The organism is Acinetobacter sp. F9, from assembly GCF_019195275.1.
Lineage (GTDB): Bacteria > Pseudomonadota > Gammaproteobacteria > Pseudomonadales > Moraxellaceae > Acinetobacter > Acinetobacter pseudolwoffii.
In genome coordinates this window covers 1270432-1294447 of the sequence record NZ_CP078068.1, presented here as the reverse complement: position 1 = coordinate 1294447, position 24016 = coordinate 1270432, and the positions used below count along the sequence as shown (strand labels likewise).

Annotated in this window: 23 protein-coding genes and 1 pseudogene; 20 read left to right on the top strand and 4 right to left on the bottom strand. The window is 42.9% G+C overall.

Annotation, left to right across the window (positions count from 1 at the left end):
- Positions 1-13: 13 nt before the first annotated feature.
- The 3 genes from KT990_RS06265 (at position 14) to KT990_RS06255 (ending at position 2741) form a co-directional block, all read left to right on the top strand.
- Entirely contained in the window at positions 14-1426 is a 1413-nt protein-coding gene (locus KT990_RS06265) for a tetratricopeptide repeat protein (protein WP_100534454.1), read from the top strand.
- A gap of 28 nt (positions 1427-1454) precedes the next feature.
- A complete protein-coding gene (locus KT990_RS06260; RefSeq protein WP_005096125.1) occupies positions 1455-2117 on the top strand; it encodes a hypothetical protein in 663 nt (220 codons plus the stop codon).
- A 72-nt stretch (positions 2118-2189) separates the two neighbouring features.
- Positions 2190-2741, top strand: coding sequence for a DUF2799 domain-containing protein (locus KT990_RS06255; protein WP_005096126.1), 552 nt, complete (start codon positions 2190-2192; stop codon positions 2739-2741).
- A 93-nt stretch (positions 2742-2834) separates the two neighbouring features.
- On the opposite strand, the pseudogene KT990_RS06250 reads toward KT990_RS06255, so the two are convergent.
- Positions 2835-3005, bottom strand: a pseudogene (locus tag KT990_RS06250) (IS982 family transposase); the annotation flags it as partial.
- 27 nt (positions 3006-3032) lie between these two features.
- Here KT990_RS06250 and KT990_RS13605 point away from each other — a divergent pair.
- The 7 genes from KT990_RS13605 (at position 3033) to KT990_RS06220 (ending at position 8536) form a co-directional block, all read left to right on the top strand.
- Entirely contained in the window at positions 3033-3161 is a 129-nt protein-coding gene (locus KT990_RS13605; RefSeq protein WP_005096127.1) for a hypothetical protein, read from the top strand.
- A gap of 301 nt (positions 3162-3462) precedes the next feature.
- On the top strand, positions 3463-4686 hold the full coding sequence (locus KT990_RS06245; protein WP_100354856.1) for an efflux RND transporter periplasmic adaptor subunit: 1224 nt from the start codon (positions 3463-3465) through the stop codon (positions 4684-4686).
- Entirely contained in the window at positions 4683-5906 is a 1224-nt protein-coding gene (locus KT990_RS06240) for an ABC transporter permease (RefSeq protein WP_005096129.1), read from the top strand. Before KT990_RS06245 ends, KT990_RS06240 begins: the two co-directional genes overlap by 4 nt.
- Positions 5899-6621, top strand: coding sequence for an ABC transporter ATP-binding protein (locus KT990_RS06235; protein WP_100328870.1), 723 nt, complete (start codon positions 5899-5901; stop codon positions 6619-6621). The genes KT990_RS06240 and KT990_RS06235 overlap by 8 nt, the downstream gene beginning before the upstream one ends.
- A gap of 202 nt (positions 6622-6823) precedes the next feature.
- Positions 6824-7240: a YeeE/YedE family protein gene (locus KT990_RS06230; RefSeq protein WP_100328987.1), complete on the top strand. Its 417-nt coding sequence runs from the start codon at positions 6824-6826 to the stop codon at positions 7238-7240.
- 1 nt (position 7241) lies between these two features.
- Positions 7242-7664: a YeeE/YedE family protein gene (locus tag KT990_RS06225; RefSeq protein WP_005096132.1), complete on the top strand. Its 423-nt coding sequence runs from the start codon at positions 7242-7244 to the stop codon at positions 7662-7664.
- Complete coding sequence (locus tag KT990_RS06220) at positions 7661-8536, top strand: MBL fold metallo-hydrolase (RefSeq protein WP_180075974.1); 876 nt, start codon at positions 7661-7663, stop codon at positions 8534-8536. Before KT990_RS06225 ends, KT990_RS06220 begins: the two co-directional genes overlap by 4 nt.
- A 176-nt stretch (positions 8537-8712) precedes the next feature.
- Here the strand turns inward: KT990_RS06220 and KT990_RS06215 are convergent, their stop codons facing one another.
- Positions 8713-9213, bottom strand: coding sequence for a Dps family protein (locus KT990_RS06215; RefSeq protein ID WP_005096135.1), 501 nt, complete (start codon positions 9211-9213; stop codon positions 8713-8715).
- Between the two features lie 778 nt (positions 9214-9991).
- Between KT990_RS06215 and katE the strand changes: the two genes are divergently transcribed.
- The 7 genes from katE to KT990_RS06180 all read left to right on the top strand — a co-directional run bounded on the left by katE (position 9992) and on the right by KT990_RS06180 (position 16958).
- Entirely contained in the window at positions 9992-12115 is a 2124-nt protein-coding gene (gene katE / locus KT990_RS06210) for a catalase HPII (RefSeq protein ID WP_100357587.1), read from the top strand.
- A 59-nt stretch (positions 12116-12174) separates the two neighbouring features.
- Positions 12175-12384 carry a hypothetical protein gene (locus tag KT990_RS06205; protein ID WP_005096139.1) on the top strand — a complete coding sequence of 70 codons (210 nt, stop codon included), beginning with the start codon at positions 12175-12177 and terminating at the stop codon, positions 12382-12384.
- Positions 12385-12434: 50 nt separating this feature from the next.
- The gene (locus KT990_RS06200) at positions 12435-13418 is read left to right on the top strand and encodes an acyl-CoA dehydrogenase (RefSeq protein ID WP_100328867.1); all 984 of its coding nucleotides are present in this window, start codon (positions 12435-12437) and stop codon (positions 13416-13418) included.
- Entirely contained in the window at positions 13406-14188 is a 783-nt protein-coding gene (locus KT990_RS06195; protein WP_005172141.1) for a PIG-L deacetylase family protein, read from the top strand. Before KT990_RS06200 ends, KT990_RS06195 begins: the two co-directional genes overlap by 13 nt.
- Positions 14181-14795, top strand: coding sequence for a class I SAM-dependent DNA methyltransferase (locus KT990_RS06190; protein ID WP_218209320.1), 615 nt, complete (start codon positions 14181-14183; stop codon positions 14793-14795). Before KT990_RS06195 ends, KT990_RS06190 begins: the two co-directional genes overlap by 8 nt.
- Positions 14792-15505 (top strand): glycosyltransferase, encoded by a 714-nt coding sequence (locus KT990_RS06185; protein WP_005172136.1) that lies wholly within the window; start codon positions 14792-14794, stop codon positions 15503-15505. Before KT990_RS06190 ends, KT990_RS06185 begins: the two co-directional genes overlap by 4 nt.
- Positions 15506-15710: 205 nt before the next feature.
- A complete protein-coding gene (locus KT990_RS06180; protein ID WP_218209319.1) occupies positions 15711-16958 on the top strand; it encodes an MFS transporter in 1248 nt (415 codons plus the stop codon).
- A 26-nt stretch (positions 16959-16984) separates the two neighbouring features.
- On the opposite strand, the gene KT990_RS06175 is transcribed toward KT990_RS06180, so the two are convergent.
- Together KT990_RS06175 and otsB are read right to left on the bottom strand one after the other, a co-directional pair.
- On the bottom strand, positions 16985-18418 hold the full coding sequence (locus KT990_RS06175; protein ID WP_005096146.1) for an alpha,alpha-trehalose-phosphate synthase (UDP-forming): 1434 nt from the start codon (positions 18416-18418) through the stop codon (positions 16985-16987).
- Entirely contained in the window at positions 18375-19256 is an 882-nt protein-coding gene (gene otsB, locus KT990_RS06170) for a trehalose-phosphatase (protein WP_218209318.1), read from the bottom strand. Before otsB ends, KT990_RS06175 begins: the two co-directional genes overlap by 44 nt.
- Positions 19257-20409: 1153 nt before the next feature.
- Between otsB and KT990_RS06165 the strand changes: the two genes are divergently transcribed.
- The 3 genes from KT990_RS06165 (at position 20410) to KT990_RS06155 (ending at position 23852) form a co-directional block, all read left to right on the top strand.
- The gene (locus KT990_RS06165; protein ID WP_218209317.1) at positions 20410-20655 is read left to right on the top strand and encodes a hypothetical protein; all 246 of its coding nucleotides are present in this window, start codon (positions 20410-20412) and stop codon (positions 20653-20655) included.
- Positions 20656-21019: 364 nt separating this feature from the next.
- Complete coding sequence (sbmA, locus tag KT990_RS06160; protein ID WP_005096155.1) at positions 21020-22213, top strand: peptide antibiotic transporter SbmA; 1194 nt, start codon at positions 21020-21022, stop codon at positions 22211-22213.
- A gap of 682 nt (positions 22214-22895) precedes the next feature.
- Positions 22896-23852, top strand: a complete 957-nt coding sequence (locus tag KT990_RS06155) for a hypothetical protein (RefSeq protein WP_218209316.1) — start codon at positions 22896-22898, stop codon at positions 23850-23852.
- The last annotated feature ends 164 nt before the right edge of the window (positions 23853-24016 follow it).

Genomic DNA, 24016 nt, shown 5'->3' with positions numbered 1-24016 from the left:
TAGGTTAAATAACATGGCTAAGCAGAACGAAGAGATGGTTTGTATTGAATGTCAGCAGAAGCTACAGCTCAAGGTAAAATATTGTCCTTTTTGTGGTACTTTGCATGACGTTCAACTCCAAACTCCGCCTGTAGAGTCAAAGGAAATACCAATCATTCCAAGAGAGTCATTGAGTGAAAATCAAGATTCAATTGGAAGTCAAAGCCAAAATGAAGCTCAAATCGAAGAAAAATCAAACTCATCGGTTGTAGTTAAACACATCACAAAGCAGGGCAATAAAGAGCTAGTGGGTGTCATCATTGTTGGTTCGACCCTTGAAAACATGCGAACTTATGATCGCTACGCCTTTAAAAAAAATGAAGGAATTTTTGTACGTTTAAAGCATCTAGCAAATATTCCAAATGAATATTTAAGTTTGGAACAATATCAACTCAAGTTTCAAAGTGATCTGTCAGTCTTAGATGCTGAACCAGATGAGCCTCTTGAACCGATACAGCCTGCGGCTCCAATCGTAACCCCTCCACAACTACCATCAACCAGTCAACCTACACTGTTAGATCCACCACAGCAAAAAACCTCGAGTTTTAAATATATTGCGATTGCCTTTATCGTACTTTTGATGGTGATCTTTTTCTTGTTTAGTGGTAAAGAAAATATACAAGAAGAAGTGTCTATAGACGAAGAGGCACAGGTTGATCCTTGTGAAAATGTAAATGCAGAAATTAGTAGCTTTTTGAGTGAAAAAATGCCGACACGTGCATTGAGTATCATCAAACTCAACCAGGCGGAATGTAAAATTAATGCAAGTTTTGTGCAGTTGGTTGTATCTGCAGAAGCGCAAGCCACCTCTGCAAAAGAGAAACTCACTTTAGCAAAAGAGTATTTGCAAGCTGGAAACTTGGAGTTAGCACATCAGACATTGCTTGCTGCATTAGAACTTGATGCGGAACTTGTAGGTGGCCTAGAGCTGTTGCCACAGATCGAATCGATGATTGAAGAATTTAATCTTCAACAAGAAGAAGAGCTGGAAGCATCTATAGAAAGTGAAACTATACAAAATGAAGTTGAAAATTTTCCACAGCAAAATATGCATCAAGAAGTTGAGCAAGCACAGCGTTTAGCACAAGCAGAGCGTGAGCGTGCAGATGCACAACGCCAGGCAGAACAGGCTCAAATAGAACGTCAGAAAGCTGAAGAGGCTGCACGTAAACTAGCAGCAGAAGCAGCACGTCGTCAGAATGAAGCACGTTTTGATTCTCAGCTCAGTCGTGCAGAGCGTGCATTAAATGCAAATAACTACGGTTTGGCTAAATCTTTGGCTCGAGAAGTATTGTCTGCTTCTCCGAGTAATGGTCAAGCAAAACGTATTTTACGTCAGGCTGAAGCAGGTGAATCAGCAGCCTTTGACGATATGGTAATTCAATAATCATTTTATACTTTAAGAGGGAAATTTAATGAAAAAGACAATATCTGTTGCTATGTTGAGCTCAGCTTTAGTTATTTCAGGTTGTGCGAGTACAGGGGGATTGGCAACGTCAGCCAATGGGGGATGTAATACGGGAATGTCTACAGCAGTAGGCGCACTACTTGGTGCAGCAATTGGGGCATCTGTGGGTGATAGTAGTTATGCTGCAACAGGTGCTGCTATTGGCGGTGCGGTTTTTGCAGCAGGATGCTTAATGATTAATGCCCACACCATTCAGAAAAAATCAGCTGCTGAAGTTGAAACGGCATATAAGAAAGCCAATAAAGGGAAATTGCCTCAAACAACAAGGGTTCAACAGTATTCTACTGTTATTTTACCTAATCAAACTGTGGCAGCGAACCAAAATATTACAGTAAAATCAGATTTGACTGTTGTAGAAGGTGTTGCTGATCCTCTTCAGCGTGTCCAAGAAAAATTAGTTCTAAAAGATGCAAATGGAAAAGTGATACGTGAATTGGTGAAAGATGTTCAGGTTTCAACAGCCCAAGGCTATAGTTCTGGCGATTTTGAAAATTCATTCAGTTGGAAGTTTCCTTCGAGTGTATCAAAAGGACAATACTTACTTGATACTGAATTACTCGTGAATGGTAAAAAAGTCGCAAACAATACTCGTACGATCACATTAGTCTAAAATCTCTTAGAAATCCCAATATGTATTGATACATATTGGGATTTTTACTGTAGCCAATATTTTGAGAACTTCATGAAATTAAAAATGTTGCTGTTAGGCAGTATTGTTATGCTGAATGGTTGTGCAATTATGTCTAAAAATGAGTGTTTATCTGCCAATTGGGGTTTAATTGGTCAGAATGATGGTTATAACGGTAATGGTTCATTCATGCAAAAGCGTACTCAAGCATGTATGAAACACAACGCTATTTTAGACACAGAAGCCTATACCACTGGTTATAAAAAAGGTCTAAAAAATTATTGCAATCCACAAACTATTTTTGATTACGCATTACAAGGTAGAGGAACATATCAGAGTTGCCCAATGGAAATGCAAAATAACTTACGACCTTATTACAATGTGGCGAATAAGTTTTATGTGGCGAATAAAAATTTAAAATCGATTGAAGATACAATTGCGACAGCAAAATCTAATATGTATAACTCTGATCTTAAGGAAGAATCACGAAAGTATTATCGTGAAAAATATAACGAAGCTAGCAATAAGTTGGGGCAAGTTCAGCGTGAATATAATATGGCAGAACGAGAAATTCTGCAATTCAAGCGAACGGCAAGTTTTGAATAATAAGAGTTAGTTATAAGATTGAAAAATATAGTTTCTCAGATAGCTAGAAACTGTATTTGCTTATTTCAAAGATTAATTTAACCCTCATCCTGTTTAAGCCAATGACTTTATAATTTGAATGGTTGGCTTATTTCGATGGGTTAATTGGTATGCACATAACGAAGCATAGATGCCAGTTAAAGACCCTGAAATACTCCGAGCTTTACTCGTCACTAAATTATAGTGTCCTTTCAATAGGCTGAATAATGTTTCTATTTTGCTGGGCTTTTTTAAGTAAAATCCCTAGGTACCATGAAGGCAGATCCGCGTGATTTAAACTGGCAGAAAGTTAATCAGGAAATCCGGTTGGCGCCTTTGGGCGAAAGCCTGTCGCAACGTGATCAGTTATTGGGTAAAATTATTAAATCAATCATTCATTAAAACAGGCTAAATCAACGATGTTTTAGCCTGTTTTTGATGCTATCCAGATCTTTGACATGGCGGTCGCTTCATACAGCGGACTTTTAGCTCATTCATTCAAATGTTGCAGCTGCCATAGATCACTTTAGCTGAAATCGATAAGTGCTGGCTAAACATGCTCAGGAATCCAACATTTCATTTAAACTCAACAAAATATCTATAAATCTATGCAGGAACCTGTTGTAAATTAGACACTCGAAGAAAATAAATAAAGCGTTATCTTTCTTATTCAATATTCGATGCATCAACCGGAGATTCTCAGTTGCGCGCTGCCCGCTATAAAATTTTGCTCATCATCTTATTGTTACTGGCAGTCGGTTTTGCTCTGTTCCGCTGGTGGCAGGGGCCGGTTCTACCAAGCTATACCTTGAACACCATGCCGCTGATACAAAATGTAGTGGCCACCGGACGCGTGGCGACAGTCTCGCGTGCTCAGGTGGGCAGTGAAATTAGTGGCGTAGTACTTGAGCGGCGGGTCACGGAAGGAGATCAGGTGAAACCTGGTGATCTCTTGGTGGTGCTGAAATCGGATGAATTACTGGCCCAAGTACGACAGGCTGAACTGGCACTGACTGAATTGGCCACCAGCAGACGACCACAGGCGACAGCAGAACTGGCCAGTGCCAAAGCACAACTGGAACAGGCCAGTCGTGAAGCAGCACGGAGACGTAATGCCGAAGCGGGTATCCTGTCGGCTGAAGAAATAGAACAGGCCTTAGAGGCAGAAAGAGTTGCCCGCAACAATTATGAAACCGTTCGTCTAAAAGCAGCGGCATTGTCTACGGGACAAGTTGAAGAAGCATCGCTTCGGGAACAGCTGGCAGTGGCGCAGGCGCAACTGGCAAAAACCAGAATTCGGGCTGCGGTCGCAGGTACAGTACTGACACGGGATGTCGAGCCAGGCGATCTGGTTCAACCAGGACAAACCTTATTTACCATTGCCTTAACGGGCAATACAGAAATCCGGGTGCCACTCGATGAACGGAATTTACCGCAACTGGCCTTAGGGCAAAATGCCACCGTGATTAGCGATGCTTATCCAGATCAGTCTTTTCCGGCCCGCATTAACTTTATTGCACCGAGCATTGATCCGCAGCGGGGCACGGTAGAGGTCAGATTAACCGTCAACCCGGTGCCAGATTTTCTGCGTCAGGACATGACCGTATCGGTCAATGTCGAGACAGATAAACGGGAGCGGGCACTGGCTATTCCGAACGATGCGCTTAGCAATATTAAAGGCAATAAGGCAGTGGTCGTGTTGGTACGTGATAGAAAAATCCAGCGCCAACCGGTGACTTTAGGTTTACGGGGTCTGGCCATGTCAGAAGTAACTTCAGGTTTGAGTGAGGGTGATCAGGTGCTGGCCAATGCCGAATCGTTACTGGAAGAGGGTGCGAGAGTCCGTCTCAAGCCACAAGATAGCTCATTGATGAGCTCGACTGACGCGACCGATAGCAAGAATGAATTACCGGTGAAATTCGATTGAAAAACTTTTTCGAGCGGCTTTGGATCGAATGGAAAATCGCGATCAGTTTTTTGCGCGAAGGTCGCGCGCAGTCCATTATGATCACGGTGGGCGTCGCCGTTGGTGTGGCGGTGATTGTGTTTATCACGGCCCTGATTCAGGGGCTACAGGCCAATATTGTCGAACGTACATTAGGTACACAGGCACATATCCGTCTGCTCTCACCCGATGAAGTCAACCGGATTGTGCCGCCGCCTGCCGGGACGGTGCAATTGTTACAGGAAGATAAACGCGCACAACGACTGCGTTCCATCAATAATTGGCAGCAGATTACCGAAACACTGGATCAGTTGCCGATATTAACTGCTGTGTCGCCTGTGGTCTCCGGGCCGGCCTTTGTACAACGCGGTGATGCGATTGAATCCGTGGCCTTGGTCGGAATGGATCTGGAGCGTTATCAGCAGATCATTCCATTGAAAGAATATTTAACCAGTGGTCAGTTACGTGTTGGCGCGGATGATGTACTGATCGGCAGTCAGTTGGCCAAAGATCTGGGGGTTCAGGTCGGTAGCAAATTGCGACTGGATACCGGTCAGCAAAACAGTGCCTTGGTAAATATTGCCGGCATATTTGAACTGGGCGTGCGTGAACTGGATGCGCGTTATGTTTATCTGGACTTGAAACAGGCACAGTCTTTACTCGGTCTGCCCGGTGGTGTAACTGTCATTGATCTGACCATTAACGATATTTTTGAGGCTGATGACATTGCGGCCCAAGTGGGGCGCCTGACCTCATTAAAGGCTGAAAGCTGGATTTCAACCAATGCACAGCTGATGAATGCGATTACTGCACAGAGCCTGTCTACCAATATGATTATTGTTTTTGTCGCCATTTCAGTGGCTTTTGGCATTGCCAGTGTCATGTCCGTCAGCGTGGTACAGCGCACCCGGGAAATTGGTATTTTGCGTGCGACAGGCGCCACCCAGTCACAAATTTTAAGAATTTTCCTGTTTCAGGGGGCCATATTTGGTCTGCTGGGTTCGGTCGTTGGCAGTGCAGCCAGTTATGGTCTGGTCTGGGTATTTAATAATTTTGGCCCCGGATTATTTTATATCCCGATTTCGATCGAGCTGGTACTTCTGGCTTTATTGTTGGCGACATTAACAGGGGTATTGGCCGCTGCAGTACCATCACGCCGGGCAGCGGCACTCGATCCGGTGGAGGCGATTCGTCATGTCTGAACCATCTCAAGAAGTCCTGCGTTTAGAAGCGCTGCGTAAATCTTATAATATTGGTCAGCCCAATGAAATTGAGGTCTTGCATGGTATTGATCTGTGTATTGAACGCCAGGATTTTGCTGCTCTGATTGGGCCTTCTGGCTCCGGAAAAAGTACGCTATTGAATATTCTGGGATTGCTGGATCAGCCGAGTAGTGGCGAGCTGTATTTGCTGGGACAGCCGACCAGTGCCATGGATGATCGTGGCCGGACTGCGTTACGTGGCAATAGTATTGGATTTGTATTTCAGTTCCATCACCTGATTCAGGCATTTACTGCACTGGATAATATTTTAATGCCCTTGATGATGACGCGAGGCAAACCCGGACAGCAAGACTTACAACGGGCACGGGATTTGCTGGCTGCAGTGGGGCTGGAAAAGTTTGCTGATCGTAAACCGAACGAGCTTTCCGGTGGGCAGCAACAGCGGATTGCGATTGCGCGGGCTTTGATTACAGAGCCAGCCTTACTTCTGGCCGATGAGCCTACCGGTAATCTGGATACGCAGACCGCCGCCGACATGTTTGAGCTGTTTCGTAAAGTGCATCGTGAACGCGACTGCGCCGTTCTGCTGGTGACGCATGACCCGCGCCTATCCGCCACCTGTGATCGAACCATTAATCTGGTCGATGGCCGGATTGAACGTGATTCCCATACGGTTCATCCAATTGAAACTTAGACAATATTTCAAATATTAGATTGATCCGATCCAGATTATTTCTTTATTAGTCACAGCTAACTAGAACTGAAACCAGAGAGATTAGTATGCATTGGATTTGACCCTATAATCATCTTCCATCAAATAAGTTAAACAGACTAGAACTTGAATAATATTTAATTAAATATAATATTAAAATATATAATGATGAAAGTGAAATATGATGCATGACTTCCTGAGCGCTTTTCTCGGTGGTTTACTTCTTGGTGTTTCAGTGGTCGGCTATCTGTATATTCATGGCCAGATCGCGGGCATTAGTGGTCTGATTGGACAGGTACTTAATCCTCAAAGCATTTTCAAGACGCCAGCTCTGTGGTTTTTATTGGGTCTCATCATCATTCCATTTGTTTATGGACTATGCATACAACCTGAAATCGAACTGAATACCAGTCCCTGGATGATGGTGATTGCGGGTTTACTGGTCGGTTTTGGCACCCGTTTAGGCTCGGGATGTACCAGTGGCCATGGAATTTGTGGCATCAGCCGTTTATCTAAACGTTCAATCTTGGCTACAGCCATATTTATGTGGGCTGGTTTTATGACAGTTTATGTGATTCGTCACCTGATTGGAGTGCGCTAAAATGAAAAATCTGCTGGCATTTTTATGGGGTGGTTTGTTTTCAGTCGGCTTGATGATTTCCGGTATGGCCAATCCTGAAAAGGTTCTGGATTTTCTGGATGTTTTTGGCGACTGGGATCCGAGTCTGGCCTTTGTGATGCTGGGCGCGATTATGGTCGCCTTTATTCCTTTTCAGAAAGCCACGCGAAATCCGGTAGCTAAAACTGTATTTCATGAACCGATCCAGTTACCGACTAATCAGAAAATTGATTCTAAACTGATGAGCGGCAGTCTTTTATTTGGTATCGGCTGGGGAATTGCCGGTATCTGTCCAGCGCCCAGTCTGACACTCATTGGTTTAGGCCACTATCAGGCTACTTATTTTATTATGGCCATGCTGGCAGGGGTTTATCTACATCGTCAATGGTCAGGAGCATCATCATGAGTCATAGCGCCGTAATTCAAGATTTTTTTCATGAAGATAGCCATACTTTTAGCTATGTGGTGGGTGATCCGGCCACTGGAAAATGTGCGGTGATTGATAGTGTGCTGGATTATGATGCCGCTTCTGCCAGTACATCGACCAGACATGCGGATCGAATTATTGCCTATATACGACAGCAGAACTTTGAGGTTGAGTGGATTCTGGAAACCCATGTGCATGCAGATCATTTGACCGCAGCGCAATATCTGCATTCACAGTTGGGCGGCAAGATTGCCATGAGCCAGCATATTTCTATTGTGCAGGAAGTCTTTGGCGCGATCTATCATCTGGATATGAAACAGTTCAATCTGGCTCAGCCTTTTGATTATCTGTTTGCGGATCATGAAAAATTCAATATTGGTTCACTACAGGCCTATAACATTCCGACGCCGGGACATACACCGGCCTGTCTGAGTTATGTGGTCGGGAATGCAGTCTTTATCGGTGATACCTTGTTTATGCCAGATTATGGCACTGCACGTTGTGATTTTCCCAAAGGCAGTGCGGCAACGCTATTCGATTCGGTGCAAAAACTGTATCAATTGCCGGATGATACCCGGGTATTTCTGTGCCATGACTATTTACCGGAAAGCCGTGATCACTTTGTCTGTGAAACCGATATTCAGACCCAGAAGCAGCATAATATCCATATTCACAGGGGGATGGCCAAAGCTGAATTTATTGAAATGCGCCAGCAACGCGATGCCCAATTAGGTATGCCAAAACTGATTTTACCGGCGATTCAAATCAATATACGTGCCGGTCAATTTCCTGAAGCAGAGGCCAATGGTATTTCCTATTTAAAACTGCCGCTGAATTATTTTCATGCCTGAATGCCTCAATTCTTAAAACCTGGTGATGAGAAGAGGATGTACACGACTGCATACATCCTCCAAGTTTTTAGTGCTTCATTTTAAAGGTCATATCTTTGGGATTGTTCTAATCGGCTAAGCAACACCCTCGTGTCATCCCGCTCATCCGCTTGCTCTTAAATGCGATTAATCATGCTTTATTGATCCAGACTACTTCTGAGCATCCAGGCAGTTTTTTCATGTACATCTAGTCGCTGGGTCAAAATATCCGCTGTTGGTTGATCATTGGCGTCTTCAATCACTGCAAAAATACTTCTGGCGGTACGTGCTACGGTCTCATGGGCATCGACCAGTAGGCGCAGCATTTCTTCAGCTTTTGGCACCCCTTCAACCTCTTTAATAGAGGTCAGTTTTACAAACTGTTTATAGGTGCCAGGTGCTGCAAAACCCAAGGCCCGGATACGTTCAGCAATCACATCCAGCGCATTCCACTGCTCGGTGTATTGGGTCATAAACATATTATGCAGGCTATTGAACTGGGGGCCGGTGACATTCCAGTGGAAATTATGGGTCATCAAATACAGGGTATAGCTGTCTGCCAATAGTCGGGATAAACCATCGACAATCTTGGCACGATCATCATGCGAAATTCCGATATCAATTTTCATTGCTTTAGATTCTTTTTTAGAAGAGGCCATGCTCTTACTCCTTAAAATTTAACAACATGCTGTGTATTAAAATAAAGCCAGATGTATTCGAAGTCCGAGTCAAACGAGGGTTCGATCTTGATGATGACTCCCGAATTGAAACTTAATTTGCATCATCAATATGAACAAGCTGAAAGATTTAAGTGTTTATAAGTTATAGATATTAGATCAATAGACAGGCAGGAAGTTTAGTCATTATGTATAGCCTGCAGAGAGGATTGTAACTTTTCAATTTAATAAACTTATTTCTCTTTATCAACCTAGCGATAATTATCCCAACAGATTTAGAACGTTGAAAAAAGCCTTAGCTATTTCAGAATGGAAATATTGCACTGATTCATGATGACGGATTTGTACGCACTATCACATCTTGCCTGAAGAACTTTTATTGCAACATAGCATGACTAAAATTTTATATCTCTTTTAAATGAATGAGATGGCTGTGTGCAAAGATCATAAAAAAAGAGGGGGTTATAAAAAAATAACACAACGCTGCCTTAATTAAACAAGGCACAACAAAGAATAATAAACCTCTTTCCTAAATGCAGTTATGTTAGGACACAGGCGCAGTCAATAACAATATCCCAGAAAGCAAAATCCTTCGAGACAGAACACTGAGATGAAGTGCTGACTTGAGACAGCATGGGCTGTAGCAACTGGGTTTGCGGGAATCATGTTATTGGCCAACCCATGCGAGACATAAAGCTCAAGCGACTTTGAGATAGACAAAAATATCTGCACTAAACTCAATCTCAGCAAGGAAAACATCATGAAAATTAAGGCGAATAGTCCAGCCACAGGCAAAAATGGTTTAGATAAGCAAAATACCAATAAAAAGAGTGAGCAGCTTGACGTATATCGTAGCGATGCAACCGAGCAGACACTCACCACCAATCAGGGCGTTAAAATCTCAGATAACCAGAACAGTCTTAAAGCAGGTGTTCGTGGTGCGACCTTAATGGAAGATTTTATTCTGCGTGAAAAGATCACCCATTTTGACCACGAACGTATTCCGGAGCGTATTGTGCATGCGCGTGGTGTCGGTGCACATGGTTTTTTTGAAGCTTATCCAGGCAATGAAAAGCTGACCAAGGCAGGCTTTCTGACCAATACCAGTGTACAAACGCCGGTATTTGTACGTTTTTCTACGGTACAGGGGCCGCGTGGTTCGGCAGATACTGTACGCGATATTCGTGGTTTCGCGACCAAGTTTTATACTGAAGAAGGTAATTTTGACCTGGTGGCGAATGATGCGCCGGTATTCTTTATTCAGGACGGGATCAAGTTCCCGGATTTTGTACATGCGGTGAAGCCTGAGCCACAAACTGAAATTCCAACCGGTGCATCAGCACATGATACGTTCTGGGATTTTGTTTCTTTAGTGCCTGAATCAGCGCATGCGGTGATGTGGGCCATGTCAGATCGGGGTATTCCGCGTAATTTAAGAGCCATTCAAGGCTTTGGGGTGCATAGCTTCCGGTTGATCAATGCCGAAAATAAAGCGGTTTTTGTGAAATTTCACTGGACGCCAAAACAGGGTCTCGCCCAACTGGTCTGGGATGAAGCACAAAAACTGGCGGGTAAAGACCCGGATTTCCATCGTCGTGACTTATACGAAGCGATTGCATCCGGGAATTATCCAGAATGGGAGCTCGGTGTACAGGTCGTTCCAGAAGAAGATGAAATGAAATATGATTTCGATTTGCTGGATCCAACCAAAATTATTCCGGAAGAACTTGTGCCGGTGACGCCGATTGGCAGAATGGTGCTGAACCGTAATGTCGATTATTTCTTTGGTGAAACCGAGCAGGTAGCATTCTGTCCGGGACATATTGTGCCGGGACTAGATTTTACCAATGATCCCTTATTACAAGCACGTCTGTTCTCCTATACCGATACCCAGCTCAGCCGTTTAGGTGGTCCAAACTTCCACCAGATTCCAATCAACAAGCCGGTTTGTCCATTCCACAATAATCAGCGTGATGGGTTACATCAGCGTATTGTACATACCGGTCAAGCCAGTTATGAACCAAACTCGATTGATGATCACTGGCCGGCTGAAGCTCCGCCAGCAGCACAAGATGGTGGTTTTGAAAGCTATCAGGAACGTATTGATGGTCACAAGATCCGTCAGCGCAGTGAATCTTTTAGTGATCATTTCAGTCAACCTCGTCTTTTCTATCGCAGCCAGGCACCCCATGAGCAAAAACATATTGTCGATGCCTATGTCTTCGAACTGAGCAAGGTAGAACGCAAATATATTCGTGAGCGTGAAGTACTGGAAGTGCTGTGTAACATCGACTTGGACTTGGCACAACAAGTCGCGGATCAATTGGGCATTGAAATTCCGGCAGAGAAAAAAGCGGCAACATTGCCAGAGGTAAAGGTTTCACCGCGTTTATCTTTCGAGGCCTTTAAACCCGAAGATATTAAGGCACGGAAAATCGCGCTACTGGTACACGATAAAGCCAATGAGGCCAGTATCAAAGCCGTTCAAGCCTGGGCAGAATCAGAGGGTGCTGTGGTCGATGTACTGACCCCGAAACCGGGTCCGGTACTGGGTCAGCAAGGCGAGGTAATTCCTTCTGACGGTATGCAAAAAGCCGAGCCATCGATTGCCTATGATGCCGTGGTGATTACTGATGGTGATAATTATGATGTGGTGATGAAAGATGGTGTGGCGACTCATTATCTGCTGGAAGCGTATAAGCACCTGAAACCGATTATCTTCCTGGGCGATAAAGCCAAGCTGATTGAAGATCTGCGCCTGATCAGGGATGAAGGGACTTTGACGCATGAACAGTTTGACGCGGTACAAGACAGCTTCAAGACTTTGATCATGAACCATCGTGTCTGGGCGCGTGAACTGGTTGCAGAAAGCATTCCTGCCTAAACCACTAAAGGATAGGAGCCTTAGCTTCTATCCTTCTGGTTTCAAAATGGATAAATAATATGGTAAGACCGGATGCCAAAAAGTTATTGGCACAGGTACAGCAAGCCAAATGGAATCGAGAACAGGACATCTATCTGATTGAGCATAACCATTTGCCTTTAGCTGAACTGATGCAGCAACTTTGTTTCAATGAAGAAGAAATCATGGCACGCCGTAAGGTATTAGGCCTGACCACACGGTTAAAACAAATGCGAAAACTTTCCCATTAACTGACTTTAAAACATAACAACAGTGCCGTATTTGATGAGGAAGAGCCTGCATGAACCTCGGTTCAATATTACAAAGATTTGAAAATTCTCCGCTGGAGCTAGAAGAAAAAATTCCTAAGACCCTGATGGAACTGGTATCGATTTCCGATCAGATTCCTTATCCCGCTTCTGGAAACACCTTAAAACGCTGGCGGATGCTTAGTCAGGTTTCCGCAAGCAATCTGAGTCTGGGCAAACTGTTTGAATCACATCTGGATGCCTTGGCCATTTTGCATGAACTGAATATTCCGCTAGAGCAAAAAGGTCTATGGGCAGTCTGGGCGGCAGAAGGCGGGCCAAGCCCTTTAACATTAGACGCCGGAAAACTTACAGGAATAAAGCCTTGGTGTTCTGCCTCGGTCTGGGTGCAATATGGTCTGCTGACTTATCGTGATGAGCAGCAACGATCACAGTTGCTGATTCTTGATCTGCAACAAGCAGGTATTCAGCATCATACGGATATTTGGCAGGCGGTGGGCATGCAGCATACCTTGACTGCCCGGCTTGAACTGAATCAGGTTAATGCTAAAAAAGTTGCAGCGCCGAATGCTTATCTGGATCGGGCGGGCTTCTGGCATGGCGCTGCCGGCGTGGCTGCCTGCTGGTACGGCGCAACCGTGCGTTTGGCTGAATATTTAAAACAGGCTGTCTTGTTAAAACCGCATGCCTATAAGGCCATGTATCTCGGTGAAATCAGTCGGAAGCTTTTAGCGACACAGGCTTTGTTTTATCAAGTCGCAGATTTAATTGATCAGCAGCCTAAATTTCCCCATCAATTACAGATTCAGGCCTTGCGTGCTCAGGTTGAAGCGACCGCTTTAAACGTGCTGACTCAGGTGGGTAAGGCCCTTGGCGCTGCACCGTATTGCGAGCAGCCACATTTTGCCCGACTTGCAGCCGATCTGCCGGTGTTTATTCGTCAGAGCCATGCCGCCTTTGATCTGGAACGGATTGGTGAATTGAGTGTGCAGGAGGAAGAGTTATGGACATTATAAGACACGAGATTGTCGAAGACCGTGTCATCCATGGCGAAGGTACACGGCTTGAAGAATGGCGCTCTTGCCAGATTTTGCAACAGATGCCGGAATTCGATATTCCCAGCATTATTCCATCAGATGCCCGAGTCTGCATTATTGCCCCGCATCCGGATGATGAAATTTTGGGTTGTGGCGGTCTGATTCAGCGTCTGGACACATTGGGATATCAGATTGTACTTTTTGCCGTTACCAATGGTACCGCCAGCCATCCAGACTCGATTTTGTATAACCCGGAAGAGTTGAACCAGATTCGTCCTGCTGAAACGCGAGCAGCTTTGGAAGAGTTAGCATTGAAGCAGAATATTCTGCGGATTGCGCTGGATATTCAGGATGGCCAGGTCGCAGAACAGCGAGAACTGCTGAAACAGCATTTGCAATCTTATTTGCAGCCCAATGATGTGCTCATTACCACCTTTGTGCATGATGGACATCCAGATCATGAAATTACAGGGCAGGTCACCCAACAGCTAGCAACCGAACGGCACTTATCCTGTATTCAGGTCCTGATTTGGGCCTGGCATTGGGCCACACCTGGAGATACCAGAATTCCCTGGACCATCGCTCATCAACTCAAATTGACTGATCGAGAATTGCACTATAAGTCTCGAGCTGCGCGGTGTTTTAAGAGTCAGATCGAGCTTGACCCTAGCATAGAACAGGCACCCATTCTGCCAGAGCAGGCATTACAGCGTATTTTACAACCCTGGGAGGTGTATCTGTATGAATAGTAAAGTAGCCTATGATCAGGAATATTTTGATGCCTTGTATGCGCTGAATCAGGGAGATCCCTGGCACTATGAACAACGCTGGTATGAACAGCGCAAACGGCAGATTTGTCTGGCGGTCTTGCCGCGTTTGCAGTTTGACTCCGCGATTGAAATTGGTTGTAGTAATGGCATCTTCAGTCAGGAACTGGCACAGCGAACAGTAACTTTAATGTGTCTGGATGCCAACGAAACTGCTATTCAATTGGCTCGGCAGCGTTTACATGCTTATCCGCATGTACAGGTGCTACAGCGGATTGTGCCAGATCACTTGCCGCAACAGAAATTTCAGCTCATTGTGATCAGTGAGATTCTATATTATTTAGATCCGGCCGCATTACAACAGGTGCTGGCATGGTTGCATACTGCACTGGAACCGGGTGGATGTATCTTGAGTTGTCATTGGCGCGCGCCGATTGCAGGATTTAGCTTAAATGGTGAAGAGGTACATCGACAATTAAAAGCCCAGTTAAAATATAAGCATAATCTCAGCGTACAGGATTCAGACTTTCTGGTCGATCTGTGGCTGAATTCTGCGCAATCCGTAGCTGAGCAGGAGGGCTTGAAATGAAGAAAATTGCGGTGGTGATTCCGGCCTGTAATGAAGAAGCCTATATTGAACGTTGCCTGAAGGCATTAAAATCTGCACGACTTTACTTCTTTCAGCATGTGGGAAAATTAGCAGTTCTGCCCGAGATCAAGATTCTGGTGGTTTTAGACAGTTGCACCGATTCTACTGCAAGCAAAGTTCAGCAGTCGGGAATTCAGACGATCAGTTGTCATTTTAAAAATGTAGGAAAGGCACGTCATCTAGGCGTTCAGCACATGATCGAGCAGGGTTGTGACTGGATTTGTTGTACTGATGCCGATTCTTTTGTACAGCGTGACTGGTTTCAGGTCATGTTGCAGCACCAACCGGCGGATGTGATTTGTGGGGTGGTCGATCTGGATGAATGGGGGCATTTAAGCACATTAGCCCGTCAGACTTATCTGAGTCATTATCAGGACAAGATGGATCACCGTCATATTCATGGGGCAAATCTATGTTTTAAAGCCGCGTCTTATCTACAGGTAAACGGCTTTCAGCAACTGGACTGTCATGAAGATGTCGATTTCATCCATCGCCTAGAACATGTCGGGGCAAAGATTATCTGGTCGAATCAGCTCAGAGTGACCACCAGCAGTCGGCTTAGCTCAAAAATTGCAGCCGGTTTTGCACATTTTCTGCAAAATCTGGAGCTTAAACAAGCCGCTGAAAAACCGATCAGCCTATGCAAATAAAATTACAAAATTATAAATTTTATACAATCAGCCACTTGTAAAAAATCTTGAAATTAGCGCCTAAAAGCTATTCCATTTAAAATTATTCTGTTTATAATTCACGCAAATTAAGCCCCGCCTACTTATACATTTCAGCTATAAGTCAGTGGGGTTTTTCTATGGATGATCGGTAATGGATGCCTGAGCCTTCTTTTTAGGTAATACAATGTTTAATCAAACTCTGCTTTCTCGAATTCAGTCTCCATCACCCCATCTATGGCAGAAAATAGCGACTGCATTGTGCTTCTTTAGCTTGGGTTTTAGTACCGCAGCTTGGGCACCTTTAATTCCCTATGCACAGCAGCGCCTGTTACTCAATCATGCAGACTTTGGTCTGTTATTACTCTGTGCCGGAATTGGATCCATGCTGGCGATGCCACTGGCAGGCCGACTCGCCAATACATTAGGTTGCCGTGCTGTTCTGGCTGTGGTGTTAACAGCATTTTTGTTTATTTTGCCTGCTTTGGCGTATAGCCCGAATCATTTGATGATGGCGATCAGCCTGTTTTTCTTTGGGGCCAGTGCTGGTGCTTTGGGGGTGACAGTCAATATTCAGGCCGCACAGGTTGAGAAAAAACTTGCTAAAAGTTTAATGTCGGGTTTCCATGGCGTATGTAGCCTCGGTGGTCTGGCCGGTGTGCTGGGAATGACCACGTTAATGGGATTCGGTCTAGCGCCTTTAACTGGCGCAGTTATTGTCAGTGCGATTTTGCTATTGATTGCAATATTGGCTATTCCTTTTAGCTTGGGGATTGAGCCAAAAACAGTGCTAGAGGAAACCTCCTCATCAGAACAGTCAGCGACAAAAGCAGCACCCACCTGGGCGATTCTAGGCATCGGTCTGATCTGTTTCTTGGCTTTCCTGTCCGAAGGTGCAGCGATGGACTGGAGCGGGATTTATCTTGCCAGCCAGTTCAATTTGCCAGCGGCTCAAACTGGTTTGGCTTATAGCTTCTTTGCGGCCTTGATGGTATTGGGCCGTTTCAGCGGACATCTCATTATTCAACAGTTTGGTGAAAAAAATACCATTCTACTGAGTGCAATTTTGGCTGCAACCGGTTTATTGACTGTGGTCTTTGCACCAGTCTGGCAAGTAGTGTTGCTGGGCTATGCCATTCTCGGTCTGGGCAGTGCTAATATTGTACCGTTAATGTTTTCACGTGCAGGCCGTCAAAAAACCTTGGCTTCACATGTGGTATTATCCTATGTATCGGTATTTGCATACACAGGTTCACTGATCGGACCGGCATTGGTCGGTTTCGGCAGTGAAATTATTGGCTTGAGTCTGGTGTTTAGTGTGATTGCGATAGGTCTATTCAGTATTGTGATCCTGAATCATCTGACTGCAGATCCAAAAGATGCACAAGCAGCCGAAGAGCTTATCTCTCCGCTACAAAATGAAACACCAGCATAATGCTGGTGTTTTTTTCAGGTGTGTATTTAAGCATGCACACTGAACTGGGTAGAAATTCCGCTAGCCACCGGACGATAGATTCGTACACTCTGTGATTTTTTCAAGTCAGTGATAAATTGATCTCGCCAGCGAATAATATCGAAGTTTTTCAAGCCTTGGCTTAAATAACGATAACGTTCTAAACGCTCCGATTTAGACATGCGCAGCGCTTTTTTCAAGGCTTTGGACATACTGTCATGCTCATAAGGATCGACCAGTAAGGCTTCTTTCATTTGTTCAGCAGCACCGGCATATTTAGACAGAATCAAAACACCCGGATCGAGTGGATTCTGCGCCGCAATATATTCTTTCGCCACCAGATTCATACCATCCCGGATCGAATTTACCCAGCAAATATCTGCCTTACGATACAGTTGCATTAAGGCTTCATGACCTAAGGTTTCATAACTGCAATCGAAAGGTTGCCAGTCTGCTGTGCCATGCTGGGTATTGAGTTCCTGCACGGCAGACTGGAATTGCTCATACAGGTTTTTATAGGTTTTGACATCCAGTCGGCATGGGCAGGCAATTTGCAGTTGCTGAAACTGATGTTTAAATTCGGGCTGATCTTCCAGCAAGCTTTGCAAGGATCCGATTTTCTCAAGCAAGCCCTTACTATAATCAATCCGATCGACCGAAATAATGCGTTTATAAGGACGGACTGTCTCGAGATCAAAAGGCAATTTGCTAAGCTGGCTATCAGCCGCCTGATTTTGCAGTTGAACTGGATGCACGCCAATTGGATAGCATTTCACATAAATCCGTCTTGACTGATAATTCAGGATTTCATCATGACGATGCTTGATTTTTAAGGTCTGTTCCAGAAACTGGATACAGTTTTTCTGATCGCGTGGGGTTTGAAATCCGAGTACATCGAAGTGAGCCAGATGATGCGCCAGATCCTGATAGGCTGGTAAAGTCTGCCAGAGTTTCAGTTCAGGAAAAGGAATATGCAGGAAGAAACCAATACGGTTACGCATACCCAGTTTTCGACAGTAATGCGCCACACTTAAAAAATGGTAATCATGAATCCAGATGATGTCATGGGGAGAGGCGACCTGTTTCAGATGCTTGGCAAAGCGTAAATTGACATCCTTATAGGTTTTGAAATCCTGCGGCTGATAATCCACAAGTTGATGCTGATCATGCATCAGCGGCCATAAGGCATTATTGGCAAAACCACAATAAAAACCCTGATATTGGGGCTCAGTCAAAGGACTCGTATGATATTCAACATTCTGATGTTTGAGGATTTGAAACTTCTGCTCTTTGCCATGATCGACTCTGGAACCATTCCAGCCGACCCAAATGCCGCCAATATCCTGCAAAGCATCCTGCAAAGCTACCGCTAATCCACCTGCCTGTGTATTGTCTGGGTTAGGTAGATTCACACGATTTGATAACACAATGAGTTTTGACATGTGATTTCTCCAATAATTGTTGTTGTTGTGCTTTAAATAATGCTAAAAGCTCCGTTAAAAAAGCTTGTACTTGTGTTACGTTTTCGAGCCGATGTTGTGCTACGGTGTTGCCCGTGCCGACTTTAATGGAGCAGCCTTTTAAGCTATTAATCACCTGAAAGCCAGCTTCATCGGTCAGGTCATCACCGATAAAAATAGGGTAATGATCACTTAAATGAGCTTGCTGGTGAATGTGTTGAATGGCTGAACCTTTGTTTGCACCTTTGGGTACCAGCTCAAATACAAACTTCCCGGCCTTCAGTTCAAATGCTTGAAAGTGGGTCAGACAATCCAATGCAAATGTATGCACCAGATCTTCTAAATGTGGATGTTCACGAAAATGCAGTGCGACCGAATAGTCTTTCTTTTCTATTCGAATCTGAGCAAGCTGAGCGCTATGTTCAGTAATATAATTTTTTAATAATTCAAATTGCTCAGAATTTAAATCAATTAAATGACTTAAATGCGATTGATAGTTTAATTCCAGACCATGTGAGCCGGCAATATTCCAGTCAAAGGGATAAATAAGTTTTTGAGCTTGTGCAATAGAACGTCCAGTGATTAATACCAACTCAATATATTGTTGTAGCTCTTTCAAGGTATTTAAGGTTTCATCTTTAATTATATTTTGTGTTGGATCAGGATGGAATTCGGAAATAGTTCCATCAATATCAAGAAATAAAATAAGTTTATGAGAATAAATAACTGGATTGAGTTGAGTTAAAATCACTTGAGCTAATAGAGAAGAAGGCACTATAAGTGAATCTTCTACATCTTGATCAGAGTGTTGAGCGGACATAAACTCTACCTAAGTATTTGAAATAAAATTAATTTAAAGTTTAAAACTGCCTGATTAATTTTTAATCTAATAAATTTATAGCATATTTCATTTAACAGACTGGATTTAAGTGCAGAAAAGAAACATTTTTAACAAGTACAGTTACTTTGTAAAATTTGGAAATATTTTTCATGTAAAAGATATTATTCTTAATAAATTTTAAAGATAATGCTCTGACTGTTTTTTATTAATTGATCTTTATTTAGGATTATTTTTTATTTAAGACATCACATTCAATGTGATTGCTTAAGTTGTTTGAAATTTTAATCGCTATAATTTAGTATTTTATTTTTAAAATTTGATTTATTTTAGATGTAGATAATATAAGTTGATTTTATTTAAAATAATTTTTTTGGATGAAAATAATTAACCCTATTCTTGGAGTGAAAAAATAGAAGACAAGCTGTTGAAAATTATTATTTTTTAAATATATAAAAGGTCATGAAGATATGGGGGCTATTAGAGTGTTACAGGATAAGAACTTATTGCTCTATAATTTTCTTTAGATTGGATATAAAAATTGGACGATGTTTTAGGGTTTTTGAAATTAGTTTTACAGATTCAAGTTTTTCTCATTATTAGATTTTTAATTTTATCATTTGGTATAAAAAATCCTTCATATAGACTGAGGTTTTTTTAATTTACTGGTCATAAATAGCTAGAATATTCAAGTTTCAAAATCAAGATGTTGAGCTTAGATGAAGTTAAGCTAAAGAAAAGGTGTGTAAGGAAAAGAAGATCCTTTAAGTACTGGAACTTACATAAAAGGGGGAAATAGGGTGCAAATTATTTAGTCCAGACCAAAAAATAGGTGAATTTTCAACTATAAAGGTGTTTTTTGCACGAATCATATTTCGCTTAGACTGCCAAAGACTTCTCAGAAAAGAAGAGAAATGAATTTTAAGAAGGGAATAAAATAACGATAACTTACATTCAAAAGGAAGCTTAGTTGAGGGCCGTATCATATCAATTCAGCAGCTGGCACAGATACAACCCGTCTGTTCAAAATGGAGAAAGTGCTTAGAGCTCTCTCCACAGCTCATTTTCATCTTTTAAAGGAATTGTGAAGTTAAAGTCATCATCATTACTGACCAAAAGACTGGTGGGAGTCTGCATGACCACTTTCAAAACAGTGCCTGCCTCAAAAATAATCGGGGTGCAATTTTCCTTTTCTAAGGTCAATGGTTTAAGTAATTCAATTACCGAACTTTCCATAGTTTTATTCCAAAATAAGATTACTTTTCGAGAGTTAAATCATAGCATGATTTTTGAAAATTTAACTATTTCTGCAAAAAATGAGAACTGGGTCAATGATTTATTTACTTCAGTAGCAGCAAAACCTTTATCTAAACATCTATAAAGGCATTATTGAGTATTTGATTTCATTATATTTATAGAACTTTAAGAAGCTATATTCGTTTTTAATAAAACAGACAGGCCGTACTGATGTACAGGATTTAAAAATACATAAGGCAAAAACTTGATGATTCATGTACCTGATTGCCTCTGGAGCTTTAGATAGGCTGATCAAGAATAAAAAGACTCATTAAGAGAAAAATACGTTTTGAAAATCTATAAAAATAAATTTTATAAGGGACTATGCATCGCTATGTTATTTTTTAAACTAAATTGAAAATTAATGCTTTATAACAGTAAAAGTCTAAAATAAGAATAAACTAGGCGTCATTTGGATGACCAAGAGATAGAAGGAGAACTAGGTCAGCATGTTCAAGTCATTTTTCCCGCAACCCGTCTGGTTTTTTAGCAGCCTGATTTTGTGGTTTATCCTTAATCTTGTGCTTTGGCATACTGGCGGATCAGGATGGGGAGTCTATTTGGGTTTCCCTGAAGGCTATTCTGAGGAAAGTCTCGCTATCGGTATCAGTCGTTTCTGGTCAGCCAAGTTTCTCTGGTTCTACCTTTGGTTTTTTCTTGCCACTGCCATATTTGCTCTCTTCTGGACGTGGAAAGCACAACATCCATGGCAGCGTTGGTCAGTCTGGGGCTCGGCTTTTATCCTGTTTAATATCTGGTTTGGAGTACAGGTCAATGTCGTTTTAAATGAATGGTATAGCCCGTTTTATGACCAGATCCAGAAAATGCTAGGCAGCGGTGGCGGAGATGTTTCACTTCTCTATCAAGAAGCTTTAACCTTTATTTATATCGCCATGATTTACGTCACTTTGGCCGTATTTAATATGTTTTTCGTCAGCCATTATGTGTTCCGCTGGCGTACCGCGATGAATAACTATTACACGGCACATTGGGAACAATTGCGTCATATTGAAGGCGCATCCCAGCGTATTCAGGAAGATACCATGCGCTTTGCCAAAACCACGGAACAGCTGAGTGTTTCCCTGATTGAAGCATTGATGTTATTGATGGCGTTTCTGCCTATCCTGTACCAGCTTTCAAGTCATGTAAAGGTTCTGCCAATTGTGGGAGAAATACCGCATGCTTTAATGTGGGCTTCTATTGGATGGGCCGTATTGGGTACCGTCATTTTGATGGTGGTCGGGATGAAACTGCCAGGACTGGAGTTTAATAACCAGAAAGTCGAGGCTGCTTACCGTAAAGAACTGGTGTACGGAGAGGATCATGCTGATCGGGCTCATCCGCTGACACTGCAAGAACTGTTTAGCCGGGTACGCTGGAATTATTTCCGTCTGTATTTTCACTATGCCTATTTCAACCTAGTCCGGATCTGGTACTTACAGTTAGACAATATCTATGGATTATTTATCCTGTTTCCGAGTATTGCAGCAGGAACGATCACCCTGGGTTTGATGATGCAAATCCTGAATGTATTTGGAAAAGTACGTGAGTCCTTCCAATATCTGATTTTATCGTGGCCGACCATTATTGAGCTGATGTCGATCTATAAACGTTTAAAAGCATTTGAATCCCATCTGGATTAATTTTTTCTAAGTTACCCATTAGATTGTAAAAGCCAAATGATTTTATCTTTGGCTTTTTATATCTAAATCGACGTTAATATCTAATCGAAAAGCTTGATCTGACCGTTGGTTAGATCAGATCAAATAGGAGCAAAATATCCCAATATAGGGGTATTCAGGTCTGGTTTTCCTGATTAGAATCTTAATGACCAGCGAAGATGGAGTTTAATTTCCAGCGGTTTAACGTATAAAAATAAGAAGTGTACGTTGAGGAAATTATTCTGATGCTGATCTTGTTCAGACAATGCTATAGAGGGTAAAAAGTAATTTTTTACACATGATAATAAAGATCTGTACCGTTATCCTGAATAAGCTGCCGAAGAAAGATTGCTATCTTTCTTCGGCTTTTTATGTGGTGTTCTATTTATTTCTGATTCAATCCCGCTGTTATTTATCCTTTAACTACGCGCCAGAAGGATGCTTATCTCAATTTTTATAGGCTGAGGCTTGGCATAATGTATAGGGTTGTGAATGATGTGCCTCCTTTTTATCTTTTAAATTTGATACTTATCAATATCTTGTGTTTGTTGTTTGCTGATATTTAGGCTATGTTATACGGGAATCTGGGGTTGAGATATTTGCTGTGAAGCTAAACGTAATAATTCTAATAATAGGGGCAATAGGCTTGGCGGGATGTAATAGCGTGAGTCGGCTGAAATCAGGGGTTTTACATCCTTTTGCCAGTCCGGAAGAGCTAATCGCCAAGCGGGCTTTGAATCAAAGTGATGGCAGTGCAAAAGATTATATTTATCTTTGGGGGCAAGCACAGAAAAATAACAGCACTCAGGCCATGTATCCGCGTTCGATCCTGACGCAATATTGTCATGAACAAGGCGGTAAATTTTCCCTATTGTATAGAAGTAATTTTAATGCCGTGGCAGATCTTGCCCAACGCAAACGCCTGAGTACAAACCGAGGTGTGGTACAGGGAAGCGGCGCCTATCAGTGTCGTATGGATGGCCTGGCTGAAAGCTGGATCGTCTCGATCGAGCCGGTTTCTGAACGACAGGTCGATAAAACCAGCCAGAACCGTAGCGTTCGATTGCTGACCAAGTTGATGAGTGCGACTGAGGCAAGAAACTTTTACCTTGCTGCAAATAAGAACACTGTCGCTACCCAGAAAAAGACTGCTGCATCGATAAAAACGCCTGTAACGAAGAGCACGAATGAACTTAAAGAATCAGCGCGTAAAGAGCAGGAAAGGAAAGAATTAGAGAGAAAGGAATTAGAAAGAAAAGAGTTAGAGAAAAAACAGATCGCGACGAGGGTAGTCCCCGTGAGAGCTTCAGTGGTAGAAACACCCCAACAGCAGCAGATGAAGCTCTATGTGGCAGCACGCCGTGATATTAATAGTGGCAAGAACCTGAATAATGCCTGCAATAATGCGCAGCGTGCCTACAATTATGGCAAATTGCAGGGGACTGAGGGAACTCGGGTTTATACCGAATCTGGTATGCTGGTTGCTCGCTGTTTGAACGGGATTCCGGCCTATGCCAACCGTTTCCCGAATGCTAAAACTCAGGCCAAGCGTGTGCTACAGAATCTGTCTAATAACTATAATCATAGTGGGGCGAAGAATATGTTGAGACAGATCAAATAAGCACTGAATTAAACGCATTTAATCCAGAATCCGTATGATGATTTTGATTCACCAGAAGATGGGATAAAAAATCAGTTCAATCAGGTCGGATATAGAGGATGAGATCCGACTGCGTTTGCTGGGCAGGTCGCGCGATTCGAACATCCATCTTCGAAAAACAGGAT